The sequence below is a fragment of the Pseudomonas sp. SCA2728.1_7 genome, assembly GCF_018138145.1.
GTDB classification, from domain to species: domain Bacteria; phylum Pseudomonadota; class Gammaproteobacteria; order Pseudomonadales; family Pseudomonadaceae; genus Aquipseudomonas; species Aquipseudomonas koreensis_A.
Genome location: NZ_CP073104.1, coordinates 6,129,320 through 6,154,207, shown reverse-complemented (window position 1 = coordinate 6,154,207; position 24,888 = coordinate 6,129,320). Strand labels below are relative to the sequence as shown.

Sequence of the window (24,888 nt, the reverse complement as noted above, 5' to 3'; positions counted from 1 at the left end):
CTTAAATTTCCCACTGATAAAGAAACAGTTTCTGCCTATGTAATAACCCTTCGATCATTTAGTTTTCGACTGGCAACCACCGACAACTTTAAAGGGACTTAATAAACATGCCTCAACTGAAAAACTTCGTCGCGATCGATTGGCGCTCCGGCCCTGACCGTATTTATTTCTTTTTCAAGGACAGCGACACCTATTCCCGATTCGATCTCGGTGACAACAAGGTATCCACCAACTACCCCGCCCCGGTTACCGATAGCTGGGACAGCTTTGGTTCTTATGCCAAAGACTTGCGTTTCGGACTGACAACCACTTCATTCGGCTGGAACACCTCGTCCGATGAAGATATTGCCTGGTTGTTCTTCTATCAGGGAACCACACCCGTGGTGTGTAAATACAATCAAGACAAAGACAAGGTCGATGCCTTCTATAAAATTGCCGATTCAATCTGGAAGCCAATACTGCCCTACTTCGACAAAATCATCGCCGGCACCTGGTTCCAACTAACCGGCCACCCGTTCCTGTTTAGATTCATCCTCAACGATGGGCACTATCTATCGTTTAACTACAAGGCAAAGACCCTGACTTACAAATCCTTCGGGGATTATCAACTAGGCGCGCTGAGACCGTACAAGGACCGCATCATCACGGCAGCGCAAAATGACCGGACTTTCGCCGACAGCTACTGGTACATCTTCCTGACCGACAACCAGTACCTGACTTACAACATTCAGTCCGACCGTCTGGTCGCCGGACCGCAAACCATCAATGACCAGAACTGGCCAGGACTGCTGCGCGGCTGATTGGCCGAAACCGGAGGGCCTTGTAGGATATGGTTAATTATCGGTTAATCGCCGCCGCCCATTCTGCACCTCACTTGCACAGGGACAAGGCTCCTCCATGCGTCATTTTTTTCTTTTGTTTGCTCTGCTGATTTCCAGCCTGGCCCAGGCCGGGAACAATCCATTTGATACCAAGCCGGAGTTTCTGCCGGTCGACAAGGCGTTCGTGCTCACCTCCGAACGTCTTGAATCCGGTGAAACCCAGCTGTTCTGGCAAATCACCGACGGCTATTACCTGTATCAGAAACGCCTGAAATTCGATGGCCTGAGCGCAGAGCAGCAACCCGCGCTGCCTGAAGGCGAATCCCACAGCGACGAGTTCTTCGGTGAACAACCGGTCTATCGCCAAGGGCTGGAAGTGAAAATCCCGGCGACAGCCACAGGCCAGATCAAGGTCAGCTATCAGGGCTGTGCCGATGCGGGTCTGTGCTATCCGCCGCAAACCCGGGTCATTGACCTGGGCGGCAAAGCGGCAGTGGCCGCAAGCGCTGAAGCGCCGGATCAGGCCTTGGCCAGCAGCTTGCAACAACGGGCACTGGGCTGGAGTTTGCTGGTGTTTTTCGGCCTCGGTCTGTTGCTAGCCTTCACCCCATGCACATTGCCGATGCTGCCGATTCTGGCCGGCATGGTGGTCGGCAGTGGTGCCACCCCGCGTCGCGGTTTCGCACTGGCCGGCAGTTATGTGATCTGCATGGCGCTGGTCTATGCGGCGATGGGTGTGATTGCTGCGCTACTCGGCGCCAACCTGCAGGCGTGGTTGCAGAATCCGTGGCTGCTCGGCACGTTTGCCGCGATCTTCGTGGTGCTGGCCTTGCCGATGTTCGGTTTCTTTGAACTGCAATTGCCGGTGGCCCTGCGCGATCGTCTTGAACACGCCTCGCGCAGTCGCAGCGGTGGCAGTCTGATTGGCGCCGGGGTGCTCGGAGCGTTGTCCGGTCTGCTGGTCGGCCCGTGCATGACCGCGCCGCTGGCAGGTGCGTTGCTGTACATCGCGCAGAGCGGCAATGCGCTGCACGGTGGCTTGATTCTGTTCTCGCTGGGCATCGGCATCGGTGTGCCGTTGTTGTTGCTGGTGACCGTGGGCAATCGCTTCCTGCCCAAACCCGGCGCCTGGATGAACCTGCTCAAGGGCGTATTCGGTTTCCTCTTCCTCGCCACGGCGCTGTTGATGTTGCGTCCGGTGCTCGATGCTTCGTTGTGGCTGGGCCTGTGCGGTGCATTGCTGTTGATCGCAGCGTTCTGTGCCTGGAAACAGTCCGAAGGTTTTGGCCGCGCTGCCCAACTGTTCGGCGCGACCTCGCTGTTGCTCGGCCTGTGGGGCAGTTTGCTGGTGATTGGTGCGGCGGGCGGCAGCGATGATCCGTATCAGCCGTTGCAGGTCTACAGCGCCGGCCGCTCCAGCGCAGCGCTGCCATCGGCTCATGACGCGTTCACCACGATCAAGGAGCCGGCGGCGCTGCAACGCGAACTCGATGCCGCCAAGGCTCAGGGTCAGTGGGTGCTGCTCGATTACTACGCCGACTGGTGTGTGTCGTGCAAAGTCATGGAGAAGCAGGTGTTCGGCAAGGACAAGGTCATGCAGGCGTTGAATGACGTACGCCTGCTGCGCCTCGATGTCACTGCCGACAATGCCGCCAGCCGTGAACTGCTCAGCCGCTACAAAGTGCCGGGGCCACCGAGCTTCGTCTGGATCGGCACGGATGGCGAAGAACGCCGCAGCCAGCGCATCACCGGCGAAGTCGATGCCGAGACGTTTCTGCAACGCTGGGCCACCACCCGGGACGCCAATTAATGCTGACGTTAACCCTCGGCACCTTTGCCATCGCACTTAACCACCTGCTGCTGATCAGTGCCCTGGCGCTGGCGACCTTTGTCGGCTGGCGGGTGGCCAAGCGCGGCGGCGATAACCCCGAGTCGGCATTGTTCAGCCTGTTTCTGCTCGGGATGCTCGCGGCGCGGGTGGCATTTGTGCTGCTTTACTGGTCGCACTATCGCAATGACCCGTGGCAGATCATCGATTTGCGTGACGGTGGTTTCCTCGCCTGGCCGGGTGTGATTGTGTTGCTGCTGGCGGCGCTGTATCGCGGCTGGCGTCGTCCAGGACTGCGTCGCCCGTTGGGTTTTGGCGTGGCCAGCGGTGTGGCGTTCTGGCTGTTGGCGACGTTGTCGTTAAACATCTATGAACAAGGCACCCGGCTGCCGGACATCTCCCTGCGCAACGCGGCCGGGGAAACCATCCAGCTCAGCGACTATCAGGGCGGCCCGCTGGTGATCAACCTGTGGGCGACCTGGTGTCCACCGTGCCGGCGCGAGATGCCGGTGCTGGAAAGCGCTCAGCAACAACGCCCCGACCTGACCTTCCTGTTCGTCAATCAGGCTGAAAGCATGCAGAGCGTGGCGACGTTTCTCGAAACCCAGGGCCTGAGCCTCAATAACGTGCTGTTCGACCGCAGTGGTCGGCTGGGTCAGGCCGTCGGTTCGATGGCATTGCCGACTACGCTGTTCTATAGCCCTGACGGTCGCCTGCTGACCAGCCACTTGGGCGAGCTGTCCAATGCCAGCCTGGCGCGTGCGCTGGAAAACTTTGACACCCCGACCCCGAATTCGAACCCGGCCACCGCACCGGCCACCTCTGCAAGGAAACTGCCATGCCCCGCCTCCGCCACCTGCTGACGCTGACTCTGGGCAGCACCCTGCTGCACTTGCCGTCGGTGCAGGCTGCTGAAGAGTTGCCTGCGGCGATCAAACAGATCGAAGCCAAAGGCGCGAAAATCGTCGGCCAGTTCGACGCCCCCGATGGCTTGCGCGGCTATGCGGCGCAGTATCAGAACCGCGGCATGGCGATGTACCTGACCCCGGACGGCAAACACGTGTTGCTCGGTAATCTGTACGACGCCGATGGCAAAGACCTGAGCAGCGAGCCCCTGCAAAAACTGGTCTACGCGCCGATGGCCAAGGAAGTCTGGGCGAAGTTCGAGGCGAGCAACTGGATTCAGGACGGCAACAAGGATGCACCGCGCACCGTGTACCTGTTCAGCGACCCGAACTGCCCTTACTGCAACATGTTCTGGGAACAGGCGCGGCCATGGGTCAAGGCCGGCAAGGTGCAACTGCGGCACATCATGGTCGGAATTATCCGTGAAGACAGCCCGGGCAAATCGGCGGCGCTGCTCGCTGCGAAGGATCCGGCCAAGGCCCTGGAAGATCATGAAAAGGCTGGCAAGGGCAGCTCGCTCAAAGCCTTGAAAGAGATTCCGGTGGCGGTGCAGAGCAAACTGGCGGCGAACATGCAGTTGATGGAAGACCTGGATTTGCAGGCCACGCCGGCGATTTTCTACATGGATGACAAGGGTGAGTTGCAACAGCAGCAAGGTGCGCCTTCGCCGGACAAGTTGGTGAAGATTCTCGGGCCTAAATAATCTTCGGCGCTTGGGCTGGCCCTATCGCGAGCAGGCTCACTCCTACATTTGGAATGCATTCTCCTGTAGGAGTGAGCCTGCTCGCGATTGAAGATTACTCGGTGTGTCGGTTGCGCTCGCTGAGGAAGGTAAACAACACCTCGGTGACAAACTCGGGATTCTCCAGATTGGAGATATGCCCCGCCTCCGGCACCAACACCCACGGGCAACCGATCAACTCGGCCATTTCCTGTGCTTCCGAGGGTGGTCGCGGTTTGTCCTGATCGCCGCACAGCACCAGCGTGGTCGCTGCGTTCAATTCCCCCAGACGTGGCAACAAATCATCGCGACCAAAGGTGATACGCCCCATCGGCACGATGCTTTCGCGCAGTCGATCCGAGGAGTACGCCGCCAGTTTCGCGCGGAAATCCTGATACAGCGCCGACTGCGGATCGATGCCCGGACGGAAGAAGATCGGCACGACGATGTCCAGTAATTGCTCGGAGATTTCGCCGGTTTCTTCAATCTGCTTGAACAGCGAGAAATAGTACTGACGAGTCGGCTCCGGTTCGACGCCAACGTAGGTGTCCATCAGCACCAGACCGTTGAGCCGCTGCGGTGCCGACAACGCCAGACGTACGCCCCACATGCCGCCGACCGACAGCCCGACGAGGGTGACCTGATCGATGTCGAGATGGTCGAGCAAGGCCTGCGCCTGACGAGCGATGTCGTCCAGCGACGCCGTGCCTTCAGGCAACCGCCCCGACTCGCCATGGCCCCACAGATCCAGCGCAATCACCCGATAGTGCGGCGACAAAGCGGCAATCTGCGGCGCCCACATGGCCTGATCCCACAGGTAGCTGCCAGCCAGCAACACCGCCGGGCCTGTGCCTTGATCAATGTAATGCAGCGCTTGTCCGTCAACCGTGAAAAAAGGCATCGACCACCCCCGCGACAAAAAAAGAGAACCGGCAGACTGAGCTGCCGGTTGCTGGTCGTCAACCTTGGAAATGTAGGTGAATGTACGGACGCCAATCGCGAGCAGGCTCACTCCTACAGGGGAACGCATTCCAAATGTAGGAGTGAGCCTGCTCGCGATGAGGCCATTGCAGGCGCTAAAGAACTAGAAGCCCTCCAGCTCCGCCATCAGATCATTCAACCGATCAACCTTCTCCTCAGAGATATCACTCGCCGCCAGTCCATCAATGTACTCAGCCAGTTCCTCCACCGTGCTGCACTCGAACATCGCTCGCAGCGGCACGTCACGTTGCAAGGATTTCTGCACCCGCGAGGCGATCTGCGTGGCCAGCAACGAATGCCCGCCGAGCTCGAAGAAGTTGTCGCGCACACCGACCTTCTCGACCTTCAGCACCTCGGCCCAAATATCAGCCAAAGTCTGTTCAAGATCATTGCGCGGAGCCAGATAGTCCTGGCTCTGCAACTGGCCGATCTCCAGCGCCGGCAGGGCTTTGCGATCGAGTTTGCCGTTGGCATTCAGCGGCATTTGGTCGAGCCACAACCAGTGCAGCGGCACCATGTATTCCGGCAGTTCGGCGCGCAGGCGCTGCTTGATCCGCTCAAGGCGTTCGCTCGGATTGAGTGCTGAATCAGCAGCAACCAGATAGCCGACCAAGTGTTTACCGTTGACGCCTTCCTGCACACCGACCGCGCCATCGCGCACTTCCGGTTGTTCGTGCAGGCGCGCTTCGATCTCACCCAACTCGATGCGGTAACCGCGAATCTTCACTTGATGGTCGACGCGGCCAACATACTCCAGCACTCCGTCGCTACGACGCCGCGCCAGGTCACCGGTGCGATACAGACGCTCGCCCGGCGCACCGAACGGGTTCGGCACAAACACCGGCGCGGTGCGCAGCGGATCGCTGACATAACCGCGACCGACACCCGTGCCCGCCACGCACAACTCACCGACCGCGCCCAACGGCACCAAGTCCAGCGCGCCGTCGACCAAATACAGCAAGTTGTTGTCGGTCGGCGTGCCGATCGGCAAGTAACTGCCGCGCGTCGACGCCATGTCGACACGGAAGAACGCCACGTCATCCGAGCATTCCGCCGGGCCGTAAGCATTGACCAGACCGATGTCCGGGTAACGCAGCAGCCATTGGTGCGCCAGTTCCGGCGGCATCGCTTCACCGGTCGGCAACATCCAGCGCAAGCCATCGAGACTCAAGCGATCCGAGGCGAGCATGCCCTGAATCAGCGACGGCACGCTCTCCAGCACGGTGATGCCCTGCGCTTGCACATGCACCAGCAACCCTTGCGGATCGTGGGCGATGGTGTTCGGCACGATGTCCACCCGCGCGCCGAACAACGGTGCGGCAAGGAACTGCCAGACCGAAATATCGAAGCTTTGCGAAGCGGTCTGCGCGATCACGTCGGCGTCGCTCAAATTCAAGTACGGCACCTTGCTCAACTGGTTGTTGAGCATGCCGCGCTGCTCGACCATCACGCCTTTCGGCAGGCCGGTCGAGCCCGAGGTGTAGATCACGTAAGCGAGATTGTCCGGGCCGCTGTAAATACCCAGATCCTGCGCCGCCGTCGCCGCCGCTTGTATCTCTTCCCACACCAGCAAGCGTGGGCGATTGGCGCAGCTGAATTCATCCAGCAACGTCTGCGCTTGTTCAAAGCATGCTTTGGAGCAGACCAGCACCGGCGTGCGACTCAGCTCGATGATGCGTTGCAGACGCTGACTCGGCAGACCTGGATCCAGCGGCAGATAACCCGCGCCAGCCTTGAAGCTGCCGATGATCATGCCGAGCAGATCGAGATTGCGTTCGCCGAGCAGCGCCACCGGTTGATCCATCTGCACACCGGCGGCGACCAGGGCATGACCGAGACGGTTGGCGCTGAGGTTCAACTCGGCATAGCTCTGTTGCTGATCCAGGCACGTCGCGGCGATACGCTGCGGATGCGCAGCGACCTGCGCTTCGAACAGCGCAACGTAACTTTGCTCCAGCGGATAATCGTGGGCACTCTGGTTGCAACCGTGCAGCAGGAAGTCCTGTTCCTCGACGCCCAGCAGCGGCAGGTCGGCCATGTCGCCATGGAAGCCGTCGACCAGCGCCAGCAGCAGACGCTTGAACTCGCCGAGCATGCGCTCGATGGTCGATTCGTCGAAATAACGCTGGTCGTATGACAGGTGAAGACCAAGGTCATCGCCCGGGTAGCACACCGCCGTCAGCGGGAAGTTGGTGTGCGTACGGCCGGAGTCCGAAGTCGCATTCAGGCTCTGCGCCCGATCCAGTACCGACACTTCCACCGGGGCGTTTTCGAAGACGAACAGGCTGTCGAACAGCGGCTGGCCTTTCGGCAATTCGCTCTGTTCCTGAATGTTCACCAGCGGCAGGTATTCGTACTCGCGCAGCTGCATGTTGCTGTCGAGCAAGCCACTGAGCCACTGACGCACGCTGCTGCGCTGATCGTCCTCAGGCATCTGCACCCGCAGCGCAATACTGTTGATGAACAGGCCGACAGTACGTTGCATCTCCGGCATTTCCACCGGGCGCCCGGCCACGGTCACGCCGAACAGCACGTCACGATCGCCGCTCATACGGCGCAGCACCAAGGCCCACGCCGCTTGGGCGAAGGTGTTGATGGTCAGTTGATGGGCCTGCGCCAGTTCACGCAGACGCGCACCGTCCTCGACATTGAGGCGCGTGTAGCGGTCGCCGACGATCATGCCGCCGCTTTCACCGGCGTGTTCACGCAGGAACGGCCGGTCGCTCGGGATCGGCGTGGTGCGCTCGAACCCTTGCAGATTCTGCTGCCACCACTGCCGCGCTTCGGCCAGGCTCTGGCGTTGCAGCCAGCCGATGTAATCGCGATAACGCGGCGGCACGCTCAATTGCGCTTCGCGACCTTCACCCAGAGCGGTGTAGATTTCGAAGAAGTCGTTCATCAGCAACGAACGGCACCAGGCATCGATAAGGATGTGGTGGTTGCTCATCATGAACCAGTAACGCGCCGCGCCGACCTTGATCAGACGCAGGTGGAACGGTGCCTGATTGAGCAGATCGAAACCGGCTTCGCGCTCGCTTTTCAGCAAGGCTTGCAGCTGCGGTTCCTGCTCGGTTTCGGCGATCGCGCTCCAGTCCAGATACTCGATCGGCGTGCGACCCGGCGTGTGAATCACTTGCAGCATGTCTTCGCCGACGTTCCAGCAGAACGACGCGCGCAGCGCTTCGTGACGGGCGATCACCGCTTGCCACGCCTGGGCGAAACGCTCGGCGTCGAGTTCGCTGTTGATGCGGTAGCGATCCTGCATGTAGTACAGACCGGTGCCCGGTTCGAGCAAGGTGTGCAGCAACATGCCTTCCTGCATCGGCGTCAGCGGATAGACGTCTTCGATGTGCGCGGCCGGCACCGGCAAGGCATCCAGTTGTGTCTGAGTCAATTTCGCCAACGGGAAGTCCGACGGCGTCAGGCCGCCGGCCTCGTCTTGCAGGCAATGGGCGATCAGGCTTTGCAGCTCGCCGAGGTAGGCATCGGCCAGATCGTTGATGGTTTGCGCCTCGTAACGCTCGGCGCTGAAGGTCCAGCGCAGGAGCAATTCACCGCCGTAGACCTGACTGTCGATGCTCAGTTCGTTCGGCAATGGCGCCTGCGGATCGTGGGCGGCACCGACCGACTCATCGAGCGGACGGAACAGGGCATCGCTGCCGAAGCTCTGGTCGAACTGGCCGAGGTAGTTGAAGGTGACCGGCGCGTTCGGCAGCGCGGCCATGCTGCGCTGGCTGAGGTCATCGGCGAGATATCGCAGCACGCCATAACCGAGGCCTTTGTGCGGCACGGCACGCAGTTGCTCCTTGATCGCCTTGATCGAAGCGCCCTGCCCGGCGGCTTCTTCGATGTTGTGCGGGGTCAGGCGCAATGGATAGGCGCTGGTGAACCAGCCGACGGTGCGAGTCAGGTCGATCTCGTCGAACAGGGTTTCGCGACCGTGGCCTTCCAGTTGAATCAGCGCAGACGGCTGGCCACTCCAGCGGCAGAGTACGCGGGCCAGTGCAGTCAGCAGCAAGTCGTTAACTTGCGTGCGGTACGCGACTGGCGCCTGTTGCAGCAACTGTTTGGTGTACTCGGCATCGAGGCGCACGCTGACGGTTTGTGCGTGACGATTCTGCTGACCGCCCTGCGGGTTTTCGCACGGCAGATCGGCACTTGGGCCGGCCAGTTGGGTCTGCCACCAGTCGAGTTCTTCGCGCAGGGACTCGCTGCCGGCGTAGGCCTGCAGGCGTGCCGTCCAGTCCTTGAAGGCACTGGTTTTCGCCGGCAGTTTCACCGCTTGGTCGGCGTCGAGTTGGCGGTAAACGGTTTGCACATCGTCGAGCAATACGCGCCACGACACGCCGTCGACCACCAAGTGATGAATCGCGATAAACAGGCGTTGCTGACCTTGCGGGCCATCGACCAGTACGGCGCGCACCAACGGCCCTTGTTCAAGGTCGAGACTGCGCTGGGCATCGGCGAACAGCGCTTCGCACTGGTCCATCGAGGTCACGCGCACTTGCCACAACACCGCCGCATCGGAGACCGGTTGGTGGGTCGCTTGCCACTGGCCGTCGACCTCGATGAAACGCAGACGCAAGGCGTCATGCTGCTCGATCACCGCCAGCAGCGCCTGCTCCAGACGATGCGATTCGAGGGTTGCGGTCGGCTCCAGCAACAACGCCTGGTTCCAGTGCTGACGCTGAGGAATATCGGTGTCGAAGAACCAATGCTGAATCGGCGTCAGCGCCGATTCGCCAACCACCAGACCTTGCTCGGCCGTCACCTGCTCGGTGCGGCTGGCCACGGCGGCGAGGGTCTGCACGGTCTGATGCTGGAACAGATCACGCGGGCTGAAATGAATGCCTTGCTGACGTGCGCGACTGACCACCTGGATCGACAGAATCGAGTCGCCGCCGAGTTCGAAGAAGTTGTCGTTGAGGCCGACCTGTTCGACGTTGAGCACCTCGCACCAGATCTGCGCCAGGGTCTGCTCCAGCTCGTTGCTCGGCGCGACGTAGTCCTGACGATTGAGCTCAGGATCCGGCGCCGGCAAGGCGCGGCGGTCGAGTTTGCCGTTGGCGGTCAGCGGCATGCTCGCCAGCAGAATCAGGTGCGTCGGCACCATGTAATCCGGCAGTTGCGCCTTGAGGTGCACCTTGAGCGCGTCGCGCAGTTCAGCCTGATTCGCTTCGCTTTGTTCGGCAATCTCGGTCACCAGATAGCCAACCAGTTGTTTGCCGCTCGGCGCATCCAGTGCGAGCACCACGGCTTCACGGATTGAATGGTGATCGAGCAGGCGGGTTTCGATTTCGCCCAACTCGATACGGAATCCACGGATTTTTACCTGATGGTCGATCCGGCCCAAGTATTCCACCAAGCCATCGGCACGCTGGCGCACCAGGTCGCCGGTGCGATACATGCGCCCGCCATCAGTGGCAAACGGGTCAGCGACAAAGCGCTCGGCGGTGATGCCCGGGCGATCGTGATAAGCCTGGGCCAGACCGGCTCCGCCGACGAACAACTCACCGGTCGCGCCTTGCGGTACCAGCGCCAGATTGGCGTCAAGAATGTACGCGACACGCGCGCCAATCACGCTGCCAATCGGCACACTGCCGGCGCCCTCCTCCAGCACCTCCGGCGCCAGACTGGCCAGTGGCATGACCACGGTTTCGGTCGGGCCATAGGCGTTGAAAAACATCGCCGGTTTGAACGCTGCACGAATCCGTTGCAGGTGTTCACCGGTCAATGCTTCGCCGCCAGTGATGATCATCCGCACCGGAAGGATTTCGTTTTGCGTCGAGAGGAACTGTGCCAACTGGCTGCCGTAACTCGGGGTGAAACCGAGCACGTTGATTTTATGCGTGCGGATCAAACCGCAGATTTCTTCCGCGTCCCACTGACCTTGCGCACGCAGCACCACTTGCGCGCCGCTGAGCAACGGCACCAACAAACGCTCAGTTGCCGCATCGAAGTTGATCGAATAGAAGTGCAGTTCGCAGTCGTCCGGGCGCATGCCAAACCGCTCGATCACGGCCTGACAGTGCATGGCGATTTCGCCGTGGGAGACCACCACGCCTTTCGGCTTGCCGGTCGAGCCCGAGGTGTAAATCAGGTAAGCCTGATGTTGTGGCAGGCTGGTAAACGGCAGCTCACTGGCCGGGTAAGCGGCGAGTGCCGCGCTGTCCTCTTCCAGGCACCAGCGCGCCACGCTTGGTGGGAGATCGCCGAGGGCTTTGAACATTGCGCGATCACTGAGCAGCAAGCCGATGCGGCTGTCTTCGATCATGTAATGCAGACGGTCGAGCGGGTATTCCGGGTCCAGCGGCACATACGCACCGCCAGCCTTGAGGATCGCCAGCAGGCCGATGACCATCTCCAGCGAACGCTCAAGCGCCAGACCAACGCGCACCTGTGGGCCAACGCCGCGCTCACGCAGGGCCCAGGCCAGGCGATTGGCGCGGGCGTCGAGTTCGGCGTAGCTCAGGGTCTGCCCGGCGAAGGTCAGGGCCGGTGCGTCTTTACGCGCCAGCGCTTGTTCGGCAAACAGGTGATGGATGCACTGGTCGAGACGATGCTCGCCCGGCTCGATGCCGAGGCTGTCGAGCAGTTGCTGTTGCTCGGGTTGATCGAGCAGCGGCAATTCGCTGAGGCGCTGTTGCGGATCGGCGATCAGCGCTTCAAGCAGATTGCGCCAATGTCTGGCCATGCGCGCGATGGTCGGCTCGTCGAACAGATCGGTGCTGTAAGTCAGGCAGCAACCGAGGCGATGGTCGAGGTCGGTGACTTCCAGATTGAGGTCGAACTTGGTCGCTCGCGCATCGTTGGCCAGGTACTCGACGGTCATGCCGGCGAGCATGCGGCTCTGCTGAAATTCCCAGCGCTGCACGTTGCACATCACCTGGAACAGCGGGTTGTACGCGGCGCTGCGCGGCGGCTGCAACGCTTCGACCAGATGATCGAACGGCAGATCCTGATGCGACTGACCTTCGATCACGGTGTGGCGCACCTGCTCGAACAGTTCGCCGACCGACATCATGCCGTCGAGCTGGCAACGCAGAACCTGGGTGTTGAGGAACGCACCGATCAGCCCTTCGCTTTCCGGACGGATGCGGTTGGCCACCGGCGCACCGATGCGCAAATCGGTCTGGCCGCTGTAGCGGTAAAGCAGCGTCGCGAGCGCGGCAGTCATGGTCATGAACAGGGTCAGACCGTGTTGCGCATTGAACGCACGAACCCGCGCGGCGAGATCGTCGCTCAGGTCGAAACGGAACAGTTCGCCCTGATGGCTTTGCACCGGCGGGCGCGGACGGTCGCCCGGCAATTCCAGCAGTGGATGTTCACGGCCGAGCTGTGCGGTCCAGTAGTCGAGTTGACGCTGACGCTCGCCGGACTCCAGCCAGTTGCGCTGCCAAACGCTGTAGTCGAGGTACTGCACCGGCAGCGGCTCAAGCGGCGAATCACGATCGTCAACAAACGCTTCGTACAGCGCACTGAGTTCCCGGGCGAAGATGTCCATCGCCCAGCCTTCGGTGACGATGTGGTGCAGGGTCAGGACGAAGTAATGCTCGTGCTCGGCGGTCTTCACCAGGCAGGCGCGCAGCAGCGGACCGGTTTCCAGATCGAACGGCAGATGCGCTTCTTCGTCGGCCAGTTGCTGAACCTTTTGTTCACGCACATCAGCGGCGAACTTGGAGAAATCCTTCCAACCCATGCGCACGCCCGTCTCGGCATGCACCTGTTGACGGGCGACGCCGTCGACGCTCGGAAAGGTGGTGCGCAGGGTTTCGTGACGCAGAATCAGCGCTTGCAACGCGGCCTCGAAACGCTCGACGTGCAATACGCCACGCAGACGCGCCATGCCGCCGACGTTGTACGCCGGGCTGTCCGGCTCCATCTGCCAGAGGAACCACATGCGCTGTTGCGAGTACGACAGCGGCACCGGTTTGCTGCGATCAACCTTGTCGATCGGTGGCTGTTTGTTGGTGCGGCCGCTGGCCTGGATCAGGCGGATCTGTTCGGCGAAATCACCGAGTTCGCTGTGCTCGAACAAGGCGCGCAACGGCAGTTCGACGTCACAGGCCTGACGGGTGCGCGAGATGATTTGCGTGGCCAGCAGCGAATGACCGCCGAGGGCGAAGAAGTCGTCGCGCAGGCCGACTTGCGCCAGACCGAGCACTTCACGCCAGATCGCGGCGATCTGTTGTTCCAGTTCGGTGACCGGCTCGACGTGCTCACGCACTTGCCATTGCGGCTCGGGCAAGGCGCGGCGGTCGAGTTTGCCGCTCGGGCTCAGGGGCATTGCGTCCAGACGCATCAGTTGCGCCGGGACCATGTATTCCGGCAGCTCGGCGGCCAGCGCGGTTTTCAGGCGCGTGATTTGTTCGTCTGCAACTTCGCTGGCATCGGATGCGGTGTAGTAGCCGATCAATTGCGCGCCGGCAGCGGTTTCGCGCACCAGCACCACGGCTTGGGCGACGCCATCCTGGGCGAGCAGACGCGCTTCGATTTCTTCCGGTTCAACGCGGAAGCCACGCAGTTTGACCTGCTGATCGAGACGGCCGAGGTATTCGATCACGCCATCGGCGGTCCAGCGCGCACGGTCGCCGGTGCGGTACAAACGTGCGCCCTGCTCGCCCAGCGGATCGACGACAAAACGCTCTGCGGTCAACGATGGACGGCCGAGGTAGCCGCGAGCCAGACCGATACCGCTGATGCACAGCTCACCCGGCACACCGGCCGGCACTGGATTGAGATCGGCGTCGAGCACGCGGCAAATCACGTTGCCCAGCGGACGGCCGATCGGCGAACGTTCGCCATCGGCAGAGGTGCAGTGCCAATGGGTGACGTTGATTGCGGTTTCAGTCGGGCCGTAACGGTTGTGCAATTGCACCGCCGGCAGTTGCGCCAGCACGCGGTTACGCAGTTCGGCCGGCAACGCTTCACCGCCGGAGAAGACCCGGCGCAGGCTGGTGCATTCGGCGCTCAGCGGTTCGTCAATGAACAGCGAAAGCAGCGGCGGCACAAAGTGCAACGTGGTCACGCCATGTTCTTGAACCAGTTGGGCGATGCGATGCGGATCGCGGTGTTCACCGGGACCTGCAATCAGCAGGCGTGCGCCGGTGATCAGCGGCCAGAAGCATTCCCACACCGACACGTCGAAACTGATCGGCGCCTTTTGCATCAGCACATCGGTTTCGTTGAGCGCGTAAGCGTTCTGCATCCATTGCAGACGTTCGGCCAGCGCGACGTGAGTGTTGCCGACGCCTTTCGGTTGGCCGGTGGAGCCCGAGGTGTAAATCACATAGGCGAGGTTGTCGCCGTGCAAGTGCAGACCAGGTGCCTGGCTCGGCCAGTTTTCCAGGTGCAGCGCGTCCATGGCGATCACGCTGACGCCATCGCTGGCCGGCAAACGCTCGAGCAATTCGGTCTGGGTCAGGAGCAATTCGACGCCGCTGTCGCTGAGCATGTAGGCCAGTCGATCGGCCGGGTAATCCGGGTCCAGCGGTACATAGGCGCCGCCGGCCTTGATGATCGCCAGCAGGCCGATCAGCAGTTGCGGCGAACGCTCGGCGGCAATGGCCACGCAAACGTCCGGGCCGACGCCTTTGTCGCGCAGATAGTGCGCGAGACGGTTGGATTGCGCGTGCAGTTCAGCGAAGTCGAGGCTGCCACCGTCCCACACCAGCGCGGTGCGCTCCGGGGTCAGACGCGCCTGTTCGTTGAGCAGTTCCGGCAACCACTGTTGCGCCGGGGTGCACGGTGCGACGCTCCAGTTTTTTTGCTGAGCGTGCTCGCTGGTGTTCAGCAATTGCAGGTCGCCGATGGCTTGCTCCGGGCGTTCGCAGACTTCGCGCAACAGGTTGCTGAAGTGCTCGGCCAGACGTTCGATGGTCGCGGCGTCAAACAATTCGCTGGCGTAGTCGAAGGACAAAGTCAGGCGACCGTTGCGGTCTTCCTCGCTGTGCAATTGCAGGTCGAACTTGGCTTCGCGGCTGTGCCACGGCAGTTCTTCGGCGAGCAGTCCCGGCAGACGTTTGAGCGCACTCAGATCACGCTGCTGGTGGTTGAACATGACCTGGAACAAGCCTTGTTCGCGGGCCTGCGGAAAGGCTTCGAGCAGCTGTTCAAAGGGCAGATCCTGATTCGCCTGCGCACCGAGCGCGGCTTGACGGGTCTGGGCCAGCAACTCGACAAACGACAGGCGCGAATCGATTTGCGCACGCAGCACTTGAGTGTTGATGAAGAAGCCGATCAGGCCCTGGGTTTCCAGGCGCAGACGGTTGGCGTTGGGTACGCCGATGCGAATGTCGCGCTGACCGCTGTAGCGATGCAGCAGGCTCTGCAATGCCGAAAGTAACAGCATGAACGGTGTCGATTGGTGAGCCTGCGCCGTGTGGCGGATCGCATCGCTGAGGCTGCCGGCCAGACGCACGGTATGGCGTGCTGCGCTATGAGTTTGCTTAGCGGACCGTGGGTAATCGGTGGCCAATTCCAGCGCTGGATGCTCGTCACCCAACTGCGCTTTCCAGTACGCCAGTTGCCGCTCGCCTTCACCTTGCGCCAGCCATTGGCGCTGCCAGCTGCCGTAGTCGGCGTACTGGGTTGGCAGTGACGCGAGGTTGGCCGTCGCGCCTTGCGAGGCGGCGGCGTACAGGCGCGAGAACTCGTCGATCAATATGTTCAGCGACCAGCCGTCAGCGATGATGTGGTGCAGCGTCACCAGCAACTGGTGATCTTCGTCGTCGAGACGCACCAGCGTCACCCACAGCAACGGACCTTTCTCCAGGTCGAACTGAGTGCGTGCTTCGTCTTCGCGGATTTGTTGCGCACGGGCTTCACGCTCAGCCGCCGGCAAGTCGCTGATGTCGATCAGTTGCAGGTTGAGTTCGGCGGCGGCAGCGACTTGTTGCAGGGCCACGCCGTCCCGCTCGAAGAAACGTGTGCGCAGGGATTCGTGGCGCTCGATCAATTGCTGGAAGCTGATGCGCAACGCGTCTTCGTCGAGCTCGCCGCGCAGACGCAGGGCACCAGGAATGTTGTAGGCGCTGCTCTGCGGGTCGAGTTGCCAGGTGATCCACAAACGGTTTTGCGCCAGCGATTGCGGCATTGGCTCGCTGCGCGACAAAGCGGTGATTGCACCTTGGGCGCTGCCGCCGTCCTGTTGCTGTTGCGCTACTGCAGCCGCAAATGCGCACAGGGTCGGTGCTTCGAACAGCAGGCGCAGGCTCAGCTCAAGCGCGAGTTCTTCGCGAACCCGGGCGATGACTTGTGTGGCGGCGATCGAGTTGCCGCCGAGCAGGAAGAAGTGATCGTCGGCGCTGACCTGTTTGACGTTGAGTTGTTCGGCCCAGATGTTGCCGATCAACGCTTCGAGTTCGGAGGCGCTGGTGGTCGATTCTTGGCTTTCGGATGCCGTCGACGGGAATACTGCGTAGCTGTCGAGGCTGCCATCGGCCAGACGATTGCGACACGCCGAACGCTGCAGTTTGCCGCTGGAGGTTTTCGGTAGCGCGCCGGGATTGAGCAGCACCACCACGCTCGGCGCTTCCTGATAAGCCTCGGCCACCGCTTGGCGAATGGCTTTGATCAACGCTTCCGGTGGCAGGATTTTCTGCACGCTGCGGCTGATTTCCGCGGCGATGCCGATGCCCTCTTCGCCATTCTGGCTGACGGCGAATGCAGCGACGCGGCCCTTGCGCACCACTTCCACTTCGTTCTCAACGGTCTTCTCGATGTCCTGCGGATAGAGGTTGTGACCGCGCACGATCAGCATGTCTTTCAGGCGACCCGTGATGAACAGTTCACCGTCGCGGATAAAGCCCAGATCACCGGTGCGCAACCAGGTACGACCGGCGTGCTGGACGAAGGTCTTGGCGCTGGCTTCGGGGTTGCGCCAGTAGCCGAGAGCGATACTCGGGCCGGCGGCCCAGACTTCGCCCACCGCGTTATCGGCGAGTTCGTCGAGACTGCTCGGCTCGACGATCAGCACAGCGTGTTCCGGCTGGCTGATGCCGCAACTCATGATCGGACTGCCCTCGCCCGGCTCGGCGCGGTTTTGCGCCAGCGCCTGATCGTCCACACGCAGTGCCGGGATGCCGGTGCCGCGCGGGGTGCCGGCGACGAACAATGTGGCTTCGGCCAGACCGTACGAGGCCATGAAATTGTCTGCGCTGAAACCGCACGCGGTGAACTTCTCGGCGAAGCGTTCGAGGGTGTCGAGACGGATCGGTTCGGAACCGGAATACGCCACGCGCCAACGGCTCAGATCGAGACGTTCGAGGGCCGACTCACTCACTCGTTCGCTGCACAGGCGATAGGCAAAATCCGGCCCGCCGCTGATGGTGCCGCCGTATTCGCTGATCGCTTCCAGCCAACGCAACGGCCGGCCGAGGAAGTAGGCCGGTGACATGAGAATGCACGGCACGCCGCTGAAAATCGGCTGCAGCAGACCACCGATCAAACCCATGTCGTGATACAGCGGTAGCCAACTGACGATCACATCATCCGGATTTACATCGATGCCGAAACCGTGACGGATCAGCAGTTCATTGGCGACCAGATTGCCGTGGCTGACCTGCACGCCTTTGGGCAGTGCGGTAGAGCCGGAGGTGTATTGCAGGAACGCGATGTGGTCTTGCGGCAGGACCGGTTCAACCCATCGTTCGGCGAGCGTACGGTCGAGGGTATCGACGCACAACAGCAGCGGCGCGCCTTCGATCTGCTGCAACGCGTCGCGCAGGTCGGCACTGGTCAGCAGCAGACGCGGTTCGGCGTCGGCAATGATCGACAGCAAACGCTCCTGATGGTGACGACGCGCGGATTCCGGCGGATAGGCTGGCACCGCGATGACGCCGGCGTACAGGCAGCCAAAGAACGCCGCGACATAGTCCGGGCCGCTCGGGAACAGCAGCACCGCGCGATCACCGAATTCAGCCTCAGCCTGCAACGCGGCAGCAATCGTACGCGCGCGCTGATCCAGTTCGCGATAACTCAGTACCACAGCCTGCTCTTCGCTTTCGGCAAGAAAACGCAAAGCCAGTCGATCCGGCGTCAGAGCCGCGCGGCGCTGGAGGGCTTGGACCAGGGTGCTGGGGAGTTCGAACGCGTCGGTCATGAGGTTTCCTGCCTGAATTCGGCTTGCTAATGGAATCGGGTTGCTGCGTCACACCCCTCGAAGGGCATGCAGGGCGCGGTCTGTGCCGACCGCGCAAGGCATCGGAATGCTGTCTGGCCGGGGATGTGTACCCGGAACCATTCACCAATGAGAACGGATGACGTCTTGAAATAATTAGTCGGCAGGCTGGATAGCCAATGGGGCTGGGGTGTGGCGGCGTGTCGCAGGTCTCAGAATGCACCGTTGTGGATCATTAGTTCTCTTTCTCAATTGACAATCATTATCATTCAACATAATTTGTCGCTCGATGTGTAGGACGGCCCCGTCCCCCCAGGCGTCCCACTAACCTATTTGGCAGCAAGGTGATTTCCATGACGGAACAAGTATCCACAAGCAGGTGCGATTCACCGCTACTTCAGGCATTCGTCGACAATCGACTGATTCTGGTCAAGATTGCAGCCCGTATTACCGGCTGCCGCTCACGTGCCGAAGACGTGGTGCAGGATGCGTTTTTCCGATTGCAGTCGGCGCCACCGATCACGTCGTCGATCAAGGCTCAACTGAGCTATCTGTTCCAGATCGTGCGCAACCTCGCCATCGATCACTACCGCAAACAGGCGCTGGAACAGAAGTACTCCGGCCCTGAAGAGGAAGGGCTGAACGTGGTCATTCAGGGTGCTTCGCCGGAAACCTCGCACATCAATTTCTCGACCCTGGAAAACATCGCCGATGCACTGACCGAGCTGCCTAGCCGCACTCGCTATGCGTTCGAAATGTACCGCCTGCACGGCGTGCCGCAAAAGGACATCGCCAAAGAACTCGGCGTATCGCCAACCCTGGTCAACTTCATGATTCGTGATGCACTGGTGCACTGCCGCAAGGTCTCGGGCAGTCGTCGGGATGCGGTGATTGCCGGTCGTCGCTAAGATTCAGATTTTGCGTCAAGCCATTCGCGAGCAGGCTCGCTCCCACATGGAATTTGTGAGTGCCACAAAACCCATGTGGGAGCGAGCCTGCTCGCGAAGGCGGCCTCAAGATCACATAAATCCTGAAGCCAGATCATCACGCCAGCTTGCACCGATCAAAAAACCGCTCACGCCCCAGCATCATCAGCGCCGCGCGCTTGTGCGGGAAGTCGAACTCTTTCTCACAGTGAAAGCACTGATTCTGCATATGGCCGATCATCTTCGCGTTGTCGGCCCGAGGCTCAGCGACCACACGCTGCGTGCGCGGATCATCCAGAAACAGGTAATGCACCAGCGCCGATAACCAGCTCGCCACTTTGTGCGGGCCGCGGTGATCTTCTTCGCCGACCAGCATGTGAATGCCGCGATCGTAATTGTCGGCATCGTAGAACGGCGCGATGCGATCTTCCTTGGCCCAATAGGCTTCGAAATAGGCAAACGGCTGATCATCGAAACAGCCAATCAGCGTCAGCGTATGCGGGTCAGCATCGAGCTTGCTCAGGTATTCGCGATGCTTCTCGATGCTGCCCTCTTCCTGCCAGAAACTGGCGACGCGCGGGCTGTTCTGCCAGCGGTTGAAACGCGGCAAATCTTCTTCGATCTCGACCGTACGCAAGGAAATCCACGCACCAAGGCGCGCATCGAAACGCCGATACACTTCGCCCCGCGGCTTCACCGGGCGCAGCGGATGACGCTTGCCCTGGCTGATGACCATTTGCTGCGGATAGCTGCCTGCCAGCGAAGTGCCGAGCCACGGTTGTGGCAACTGCCAGAACAGCGTGCGCTCGCAGCGATATTCGCCAGCCACTTCGGTGCTCACCAGCAAGCCACTGAGCAACGCTTCGGTCGGCGGCTGATCCAGTTGCCAGGTCAACTGCTGGCACGCCGGATCCCGCGCGAACAACCAGTAACAGGCCGCCCACAGCGCCTGCCCGGGCGGCAAAGCGAAGCGCTCATCGATCTGGATCGGCCCCTTGGCCTCCCGATCAAGGCGCAAGCGGATCAGCGGTTGCCCGTCCAGGCTCAGGCTCAGACGGCTTTCGGTTGCATCAGCGATCAGTTGACTGCCCGAAGGCAAGGCCAGGGCAGTCAGGTCATTCAGATTGGACATGGGTCGGGCTCACGATAATCGTCGACAGTTCAACGATGTGACGTGATCCGGGAAGGAAAATTTAGGCTTTATCGGGAAATCGGTGCCTCAGTGATGAGGCACCGGCACTACGGCAATCTTGTACGGATCAAAGATTTTCAGCATTTCGCCGTTATCGCGCAGGCCTTGCAGCAACTTGCCAAACGCAGCACCGGTAATCGGCGCCGTCGGGCGAAGAATGGCGTAATGGTGATAGACCTGATCAATGCGCTGCGACACCAGCAATTCATCGCGCACCTTCTCGTTACGCAGCAGGTAATCGAACAGATAGGAACGCGTCACCAGGGCGATATCCGCCCGCGAACGCAGGACCATCAGCAGATTGCTGTCGTGGGAATAGGTCAGCGTGGCGTTGAAATTCTGCGCGAGGAATTTTGGGTCGGCGTTGAAGTTGGCGAACTCGTAGTGGTAACCGCTGAACAGCGCCAGACGCTTGCCGGTGAGGTCGGCGAAATAGTTCTGCTGACGGCCGTCTTCGCGTTGCGCGACGAAAATCTCCGCGTCCTCAAGGCCCATGTCGACATCCGCGTGGGGAATCTCCTTCCAGCCCCAGTCGGGATTCTCGAAAATCGCCATGTCGATCCGACCCTGCTTGAAATCCCCGAAGCGCCGCGGAATCGAGGTCGGCACAAGGACGAACTGATAGTCGCTTTGCAGACGATTGAGGGCCTCGACCAACTGCGGCAGGAGGCCTGTGTCAGCGCCGTTTTCCGGGCGAATGGTGTAAGGCGGAAAATGCGCCGCGCCGACCCGAACCAATTGCGCTGCCTGAGCGGGCAATACCCAGAATGCAGCCAGCGCTGCGAGCATCAACCCCGCGGCCGTCCGAATTGGCAAAGACTTCAAAACACCCCACTCCCCGAAAAAATACCGATCAATGCATTCAAGCTAGGCGGTTTCGCCCAGTTAGCCAGTTTCCCGGCTGGATAGAAAGTGCTTCAACGCGCTTCGAGGACCAGAATCAATGCCTCATCGGCCAACTGATCGAGGCTCAAACTGCCGCCGGCACGGAACCAGGTGGTCGTCCACGACAGTGCACCAGTGAGGAAACGTCGGGTAATAAATACATCGCCACGGATAAATCCAGCGTCCTTGGCTTCACCCAGCACTTGCAGCCAGATGTCCTCGTAGACATCACGCAGCGCCAGCACTTTGGCCTGACCGTCTTCGGACAGCGAGCGCCACTCATAAACCAACACCGCCATGGCTTCACCGCTGCCGCCCATGATCGACTGCAGTTCGCAGCGGATCAGCGCCAGCACCCGTTCGCGTACATTCGTCGCGTCGGCGAGCGCCGCACGCATCAACGCGGTGTTGTAACGGATGGTTTCTTCCATCACCGCGCGGAGGATTTCATCCTTGCTTTTGAAGTGATGAAAAATGCTGCCTGACTGGATGCCGACAGCACCGGCCAAATCGCGCACCGTAGTGCGTTCGTAGCCTTTGTTGCGAAACAGGTGAGCCGCCACTTGCAGCAATTTGCCGCGGGCGCTGTCGGGGTCGGTCAATTGGCCTTCATCAACCAAATCGCGCATGACCCTCAGGGCTTTTTGCTCGTCCACCCGTTCTCTCCTACAGTCGATCAGTCTGTTGCCCCCTGAAACCGCAGGGTTGCGCGCAATTTAAGCCGCCAGCGGCAACCAAGCAAGCGCTTGGGCAGAAGATAGTTTCAACTGTTTACAAACCAAGCGCTTGCTTGGTAGCCTCCAGACACTTCTGTCGCAGGTCGCTGAGTCGGAGATAAAAATGCCCACCACCGTTCGCATCGGATGCGCCAGTGCATTCTGGGGAGATACGTCCACCGCCGCCGCGCAGTTGGTGGAGGGCGGCAAGCTCGACTATCTGGTGTTCGATTATCTGGCCGAAATCACTATGTCGATCATGGCCGGCGCCCGCATGAAGGACCCGCAGGCGGGATTTGCCAGCGACTTCATCGAAATCCTTACGCCGCTGCTGCCGCAGTTGGCCAAGCAGAACATCCGTGTGATCAGCAATGCCGGCGGCGTCAATCCGCAGGCCTGCGCCAACGCCTTGCAAGCGGCCTGTGACAAGGCCGGCATCGACCTGAAAATCGCCGTACTAATCGGCGATGACCTGCAACCGCAATTCAAACAACTCAACGGCGTCACCGAGATGTTCAGCGGCGCCCCGCTGCCACCGATGTGCGTATCCACCAACGCCTACCTCGGCGCGCCGGGCATTGTCGAAGCGCTGCGATTGGGTGTCGACATTGTCATCACCGGGCGCGTCGTCGACAGCGCCGTGGTCAGCGCCGCGCTGGTGCATGAATTCGGCTGGTCGTGGCACGACTACGACAAACTCGCCCAGGCCGCGCTGGCCGGGCACATTATCGAATGCGGCGCGCAATGCACCGGCGGCAACTTCACCGATTGGCGCGACGTGCCGGATTACGAGCACATTGGTTTTCCAATTGTTGAAGTCAACGCCGACAGCCAATTCATCGTCAGCAAACCCGAAGGTTCCGGTGGACTGGTCACACCACTGACCGTCGGCGAGCAGATGCTGTATGAAATCGGCGATCCGCAGGCGTATCTGTTGCCCGATGTGGTCTGCGACTTCACTCAGGTCAAACTTCAGCAACAAGGCAAAAACGTGGTGCACGTGCACGGCGCCAAAGGCCTGCCACCCAGCGACAAGTACAAGGTCAGCGCCACGTACCCGGACGGCTTCCGCTGCACCGCCAGTTGTCTGATCGCCGGTATCGATGCGGTGGACAAGGCGCGGCGCGTCAGTCAGGCAATCATCGCCAAAACGGCGGAGATGTTCAGCCAGCGCGGTTGGCCGCCCTACAGCGAAACCGACATCGAACTGCTCGGCAGCGAAGCCACTTACGGCCCCCATGGCCAGCGCCACGACAGCCGTGAAGTGGTGATCAAACTCGCCGTGCGTCACCCGAATAAACAGGCACTGGTGCTGTTCTCCCGGGAAATCGCCCAGGCCGCCACCGGCATGGCACCAGGCCTGACCGGTATCGTCGGCGGGCGGCCGACGGTGTATCCGCTGATTCGTCTGTTTTCATTCCTGATCGATAAAAGCGCCTGCACCTTGCAGATTGATCTGGCCGGCGTTCGCCATCCTTGTGCCCTGCCCTCATTGGCAGCGCTCGACAGCGAAGATTTGCCGATTCCCCAGCAACCGCCGAAACCTCAGGGCCGCGCCGATGCCAGTGTGGCGCTGGTGAAACTGGCCGTGGCGCGCTCCGGTGACAAAGGCAATCACAGCAACATCGGCGTGCTGCCGCGCAAACCCGAATACCTGCCGTGGATCGCCGAAGCGCTGACCCCGGCCGTCATTGTCGACTGGATGAGCCACGTGCTCGACCCGATCCACGGCCGGGTCGAACGCTGGTATCTGCCCGGCACCCACAGTCTGAATTTTCTCTTGGAAAACGCTCTCGGCGGTGGCGGCGTGGCGAGTCTGCGCATCGACCCGCAAGGCAAAGCCTTCGCCCAGCAACTGCTGGAAATCCAGATCCCGGTGCCGCAGAGCATCGCCGAACAGCTCGACTAGAGGATTGTTTGCATGGCTTACGCGTCGATTTTCAACGCCGATCTGTTCAGCGGCCAGACCATCATCGTCACTGGCGGCGGCAGCGGCATCGGCCGTTGCACCGCGCATGAACTGGCAGCGCTCGGCGCGAATGTGCTGCTGGTCGGGCGCAAGCCGGAAAAGCTCGAAAAAGTCGCCGCCGAAATCGCCGAGGACGGTGGCCGCGCGCACTGGAAGGCTTGCGATATCCGTGATGAAGAAGCGGTCAAACAACTGGTCAAGGAGCTGATCGCCGAGCACGGGCCGATTCATGGTCTGGTCAACAATGCCGGTGGCCAGTACCCGTCGCCATTGGCCTCGATCAATCAGAAAGGTTTCGAAACCGTATTGCGCACCAATCTGGTCGGCGGTTTTCTGATGGCGCGGGAAGTGTTCAATCAGTCGATGAGCAAACACGGCGGCAACATCGTCAACATGCTCGCCGACATGTGGGGCGGCATGCCCGGCATGGGCCACTCGGGCGCGGCGCGGTCGGGCATGGACAACTTCACCAAGACTGCCGCGTTCGAATGGGGTTATGCCGGCGTGCGGGTCAACGCGGTGGCGCCGGGCTGGATCGCCTCCAGCGGCATGGACACTTACGAAGGCGCGTTCAAAGCGGTGATTCCAACCCTGCGTGAACATGTGCCGCTCAAGCGCATCGGCACCGAGTCGGAAGTCAGCGCCGCGATCGTGTTTCTGCTCAGCCCGGCGGCGGCATTCATCAGTGGCAGCACGCTGAAAATCGATGGCGCAGCCAGCCTCGGCAGCCGTGCATGGCCACTGCACAAGGCCACTCACAGTGAGTCGTTCAACGGCTTTCACCGGGCCTACCTTCCCGATGTCCTCAAGGACAAGGAGTAAG

12 protein-coding genes are annotated in these 24,888 nt (G+C 61.0%); 7 read left to right on the top strand and 5 right to left on the bottom strand.

What is annotated here, in order from left to right; genetic code table 11:
* Positions 1–107 precede the first annotated feature (107 nt).
* From KBP52_RS27545 to dsbG, 4 genes are all read left to right on the top strand, one after another.
* On the top strand, positions 108–800 hold the full coding sequence (locus KBP52_RS27545; protein ID WP_212621384.1) for a hypothetical protein: 693 nt from the start codon (positions 108–110) through the stop codon (positions 798–800).
* A 97-nt stretch (positions 801–897) separates the two neighbouring features.
* Positions 898–2,631 carry a protein-disulfide reductase DsbD gene (dsbD, locus tag KBP52_RS27540; protein ID WP_212621383.1) on the top strand — a complete coding sequence of 578 codons (1,734 nt, stop codon included), beginning with the start codon at positions 898–900 and terminating at the stop codon, positions 2,629–2,631.
* A complete protein-coding gene (locus tag KBP52_RS27535) occupies positions 2,631–3,512 on the top strand; it encodes a TlpA disulfide reductase family protein (protein WP_212621382.1) in 882 nt (293 codons plus the stop codon). Before dsbD ends, KBP52_RS27535 begins: the two co-directional genes overlap by 1 nt.
* Positions 3,488–4,258, top strand: a complete 771-nt coding sequence (dsbG, locus tag KBP52_RS27530; RefSeq protein ID WP_212621381.1) for a thiol:disulfide interchange protein DsbG — start codon at positions 3,488–3,490, stop codon at positions 4,256–4,258. The genes KBP52_RS27535 and dsbG overlap by 25 nt, the downstream gene beginning before the upstream one ends.
* Positions 4,259–4,352: 94 nt before the next feature.
* Here the strand turns inward: dsbG and KBP52_RS27525 are convergent, their stop codons facing one another.
* Together KBP52_RS27525 and KBP52_RS27520 are read right to left on the bottom strand one after the other, a co-directional pair.
* Complete coding sequence (locus KBP52_RS27525) at positions 4,353–5,177, bottom strand: alpha/beta fold hydrolase (protein ID WP_212621380.1); 825 nt, start codon at positions 5,175–5,177, stop codon at positions 4,353–4,355.
* 183 nt (positions 5,178–5,360) lie between these two features.
* Positions 5,361–18,359: a non-ribosomal peptide synthetase gene (locus KBP52_RS27520; RefSeq protein ID WP_212621379.1), complete on the bottom strand. Its 12,999-nt coding sequence runs from the start codon at positions 18,357–18,359 to the stop codon at positions 5,361–5,363.
* 371 nt (positions 18,360–18,730) lie between these two features.
* Here KBP52_RS27520 and KBP52_RS27515 point away from each other — a divergent pair, with 371 nt between their 5' ends.
* On the top strand, positions 18,731–19,285 hold the full coding sequence (locus KBP52_RS27515) for an RNA polymerase factor sigma-70 (RefSeq protein ID WP_016985448.1): 555 nt from the start codon (positions 18,731–18,733) through the stop codon (positions 19,283–19,285).
* A 136-nt stretch (positions 19,286–19,421) separates the two neighbouring features.
* Here the strand turns inward: KBP52_RS27515 and KBP52_RS27510 are convergent, their stop codons facing one another.
* The 3 genes from KBP52_RS27510 to KBP52_RS27500 all read right to left on the bottom strand — a co-directional run bounded on the left by KBP52_RS27510 (position 19,422) and on the right by KBP52_RS27500 (position 22,036).
* Positions 19,422–20,435, bottom strand: a complete 1,014-nt coding sequence (locus KBP52_RS27510; RefSeq protein ID WP_116030559.1) for a GNAT family N-acetyltransferase — start codon at positions 20,433–20,435, stop codon at positions 19,422–19,424.
* 87 nt (positions 20,436–20,522) lie between these two features.
* Positions 20,523–21,320 (bottom strand): transporter substrate-binding domain-containing protein, encoded by a 798-nt coding sequence (locus tag KBP52_RS27505; protein ID WP_077573894.1) that lies wholly within the window; start codon positions 21,318–21,320, stop codon positions 20,523–20,525.
* Positions 21,321–21,412: 92 nt separating this feature from the next.
* Complete coding sequence (locus KBP52_RS27500; protein WP_116030558.1) at positions 21,413–22,036, bottom strand: TetR/AcrR family transcriptional regulator; 624 nt, start codon at positions 22,034–22,036, stop codon at positions 21,413–21,415.
* A 184-nt stretch (positions 22,037–22,220) separates the two neighbouring features.
* On the opposite strand from KBP52_RS27500, the gene KBP52_RS27495 reads away from it, so the two are divergent.
* Both KBP52_RS27495 and KBP52_RS27490 read left to right on the top strand, forming a co-directional pair.
* On the top strand, positions 22,221–24,005 hold the full coding sequence (locus KBP52_RS27495) for an acyclic terpene utilization AtuA family protein (protein WP_212621378.1): 1,785 nt from the start codon (positions 22,221–22,223) through the stop codon (positions 24,003–24,005).
* 12 nt (positions 24,006–24,017) lie between these two features.
* Entirely contained in the window at positions 24,018–24,887 is an 870-nt protein-coding gene (locus KBP52_RS27490; protein WP_116030556.1) for an SDR family oxidoreductase, read from the top strand.
* Position 24,888: the final 1 nt, after the last annotated feature.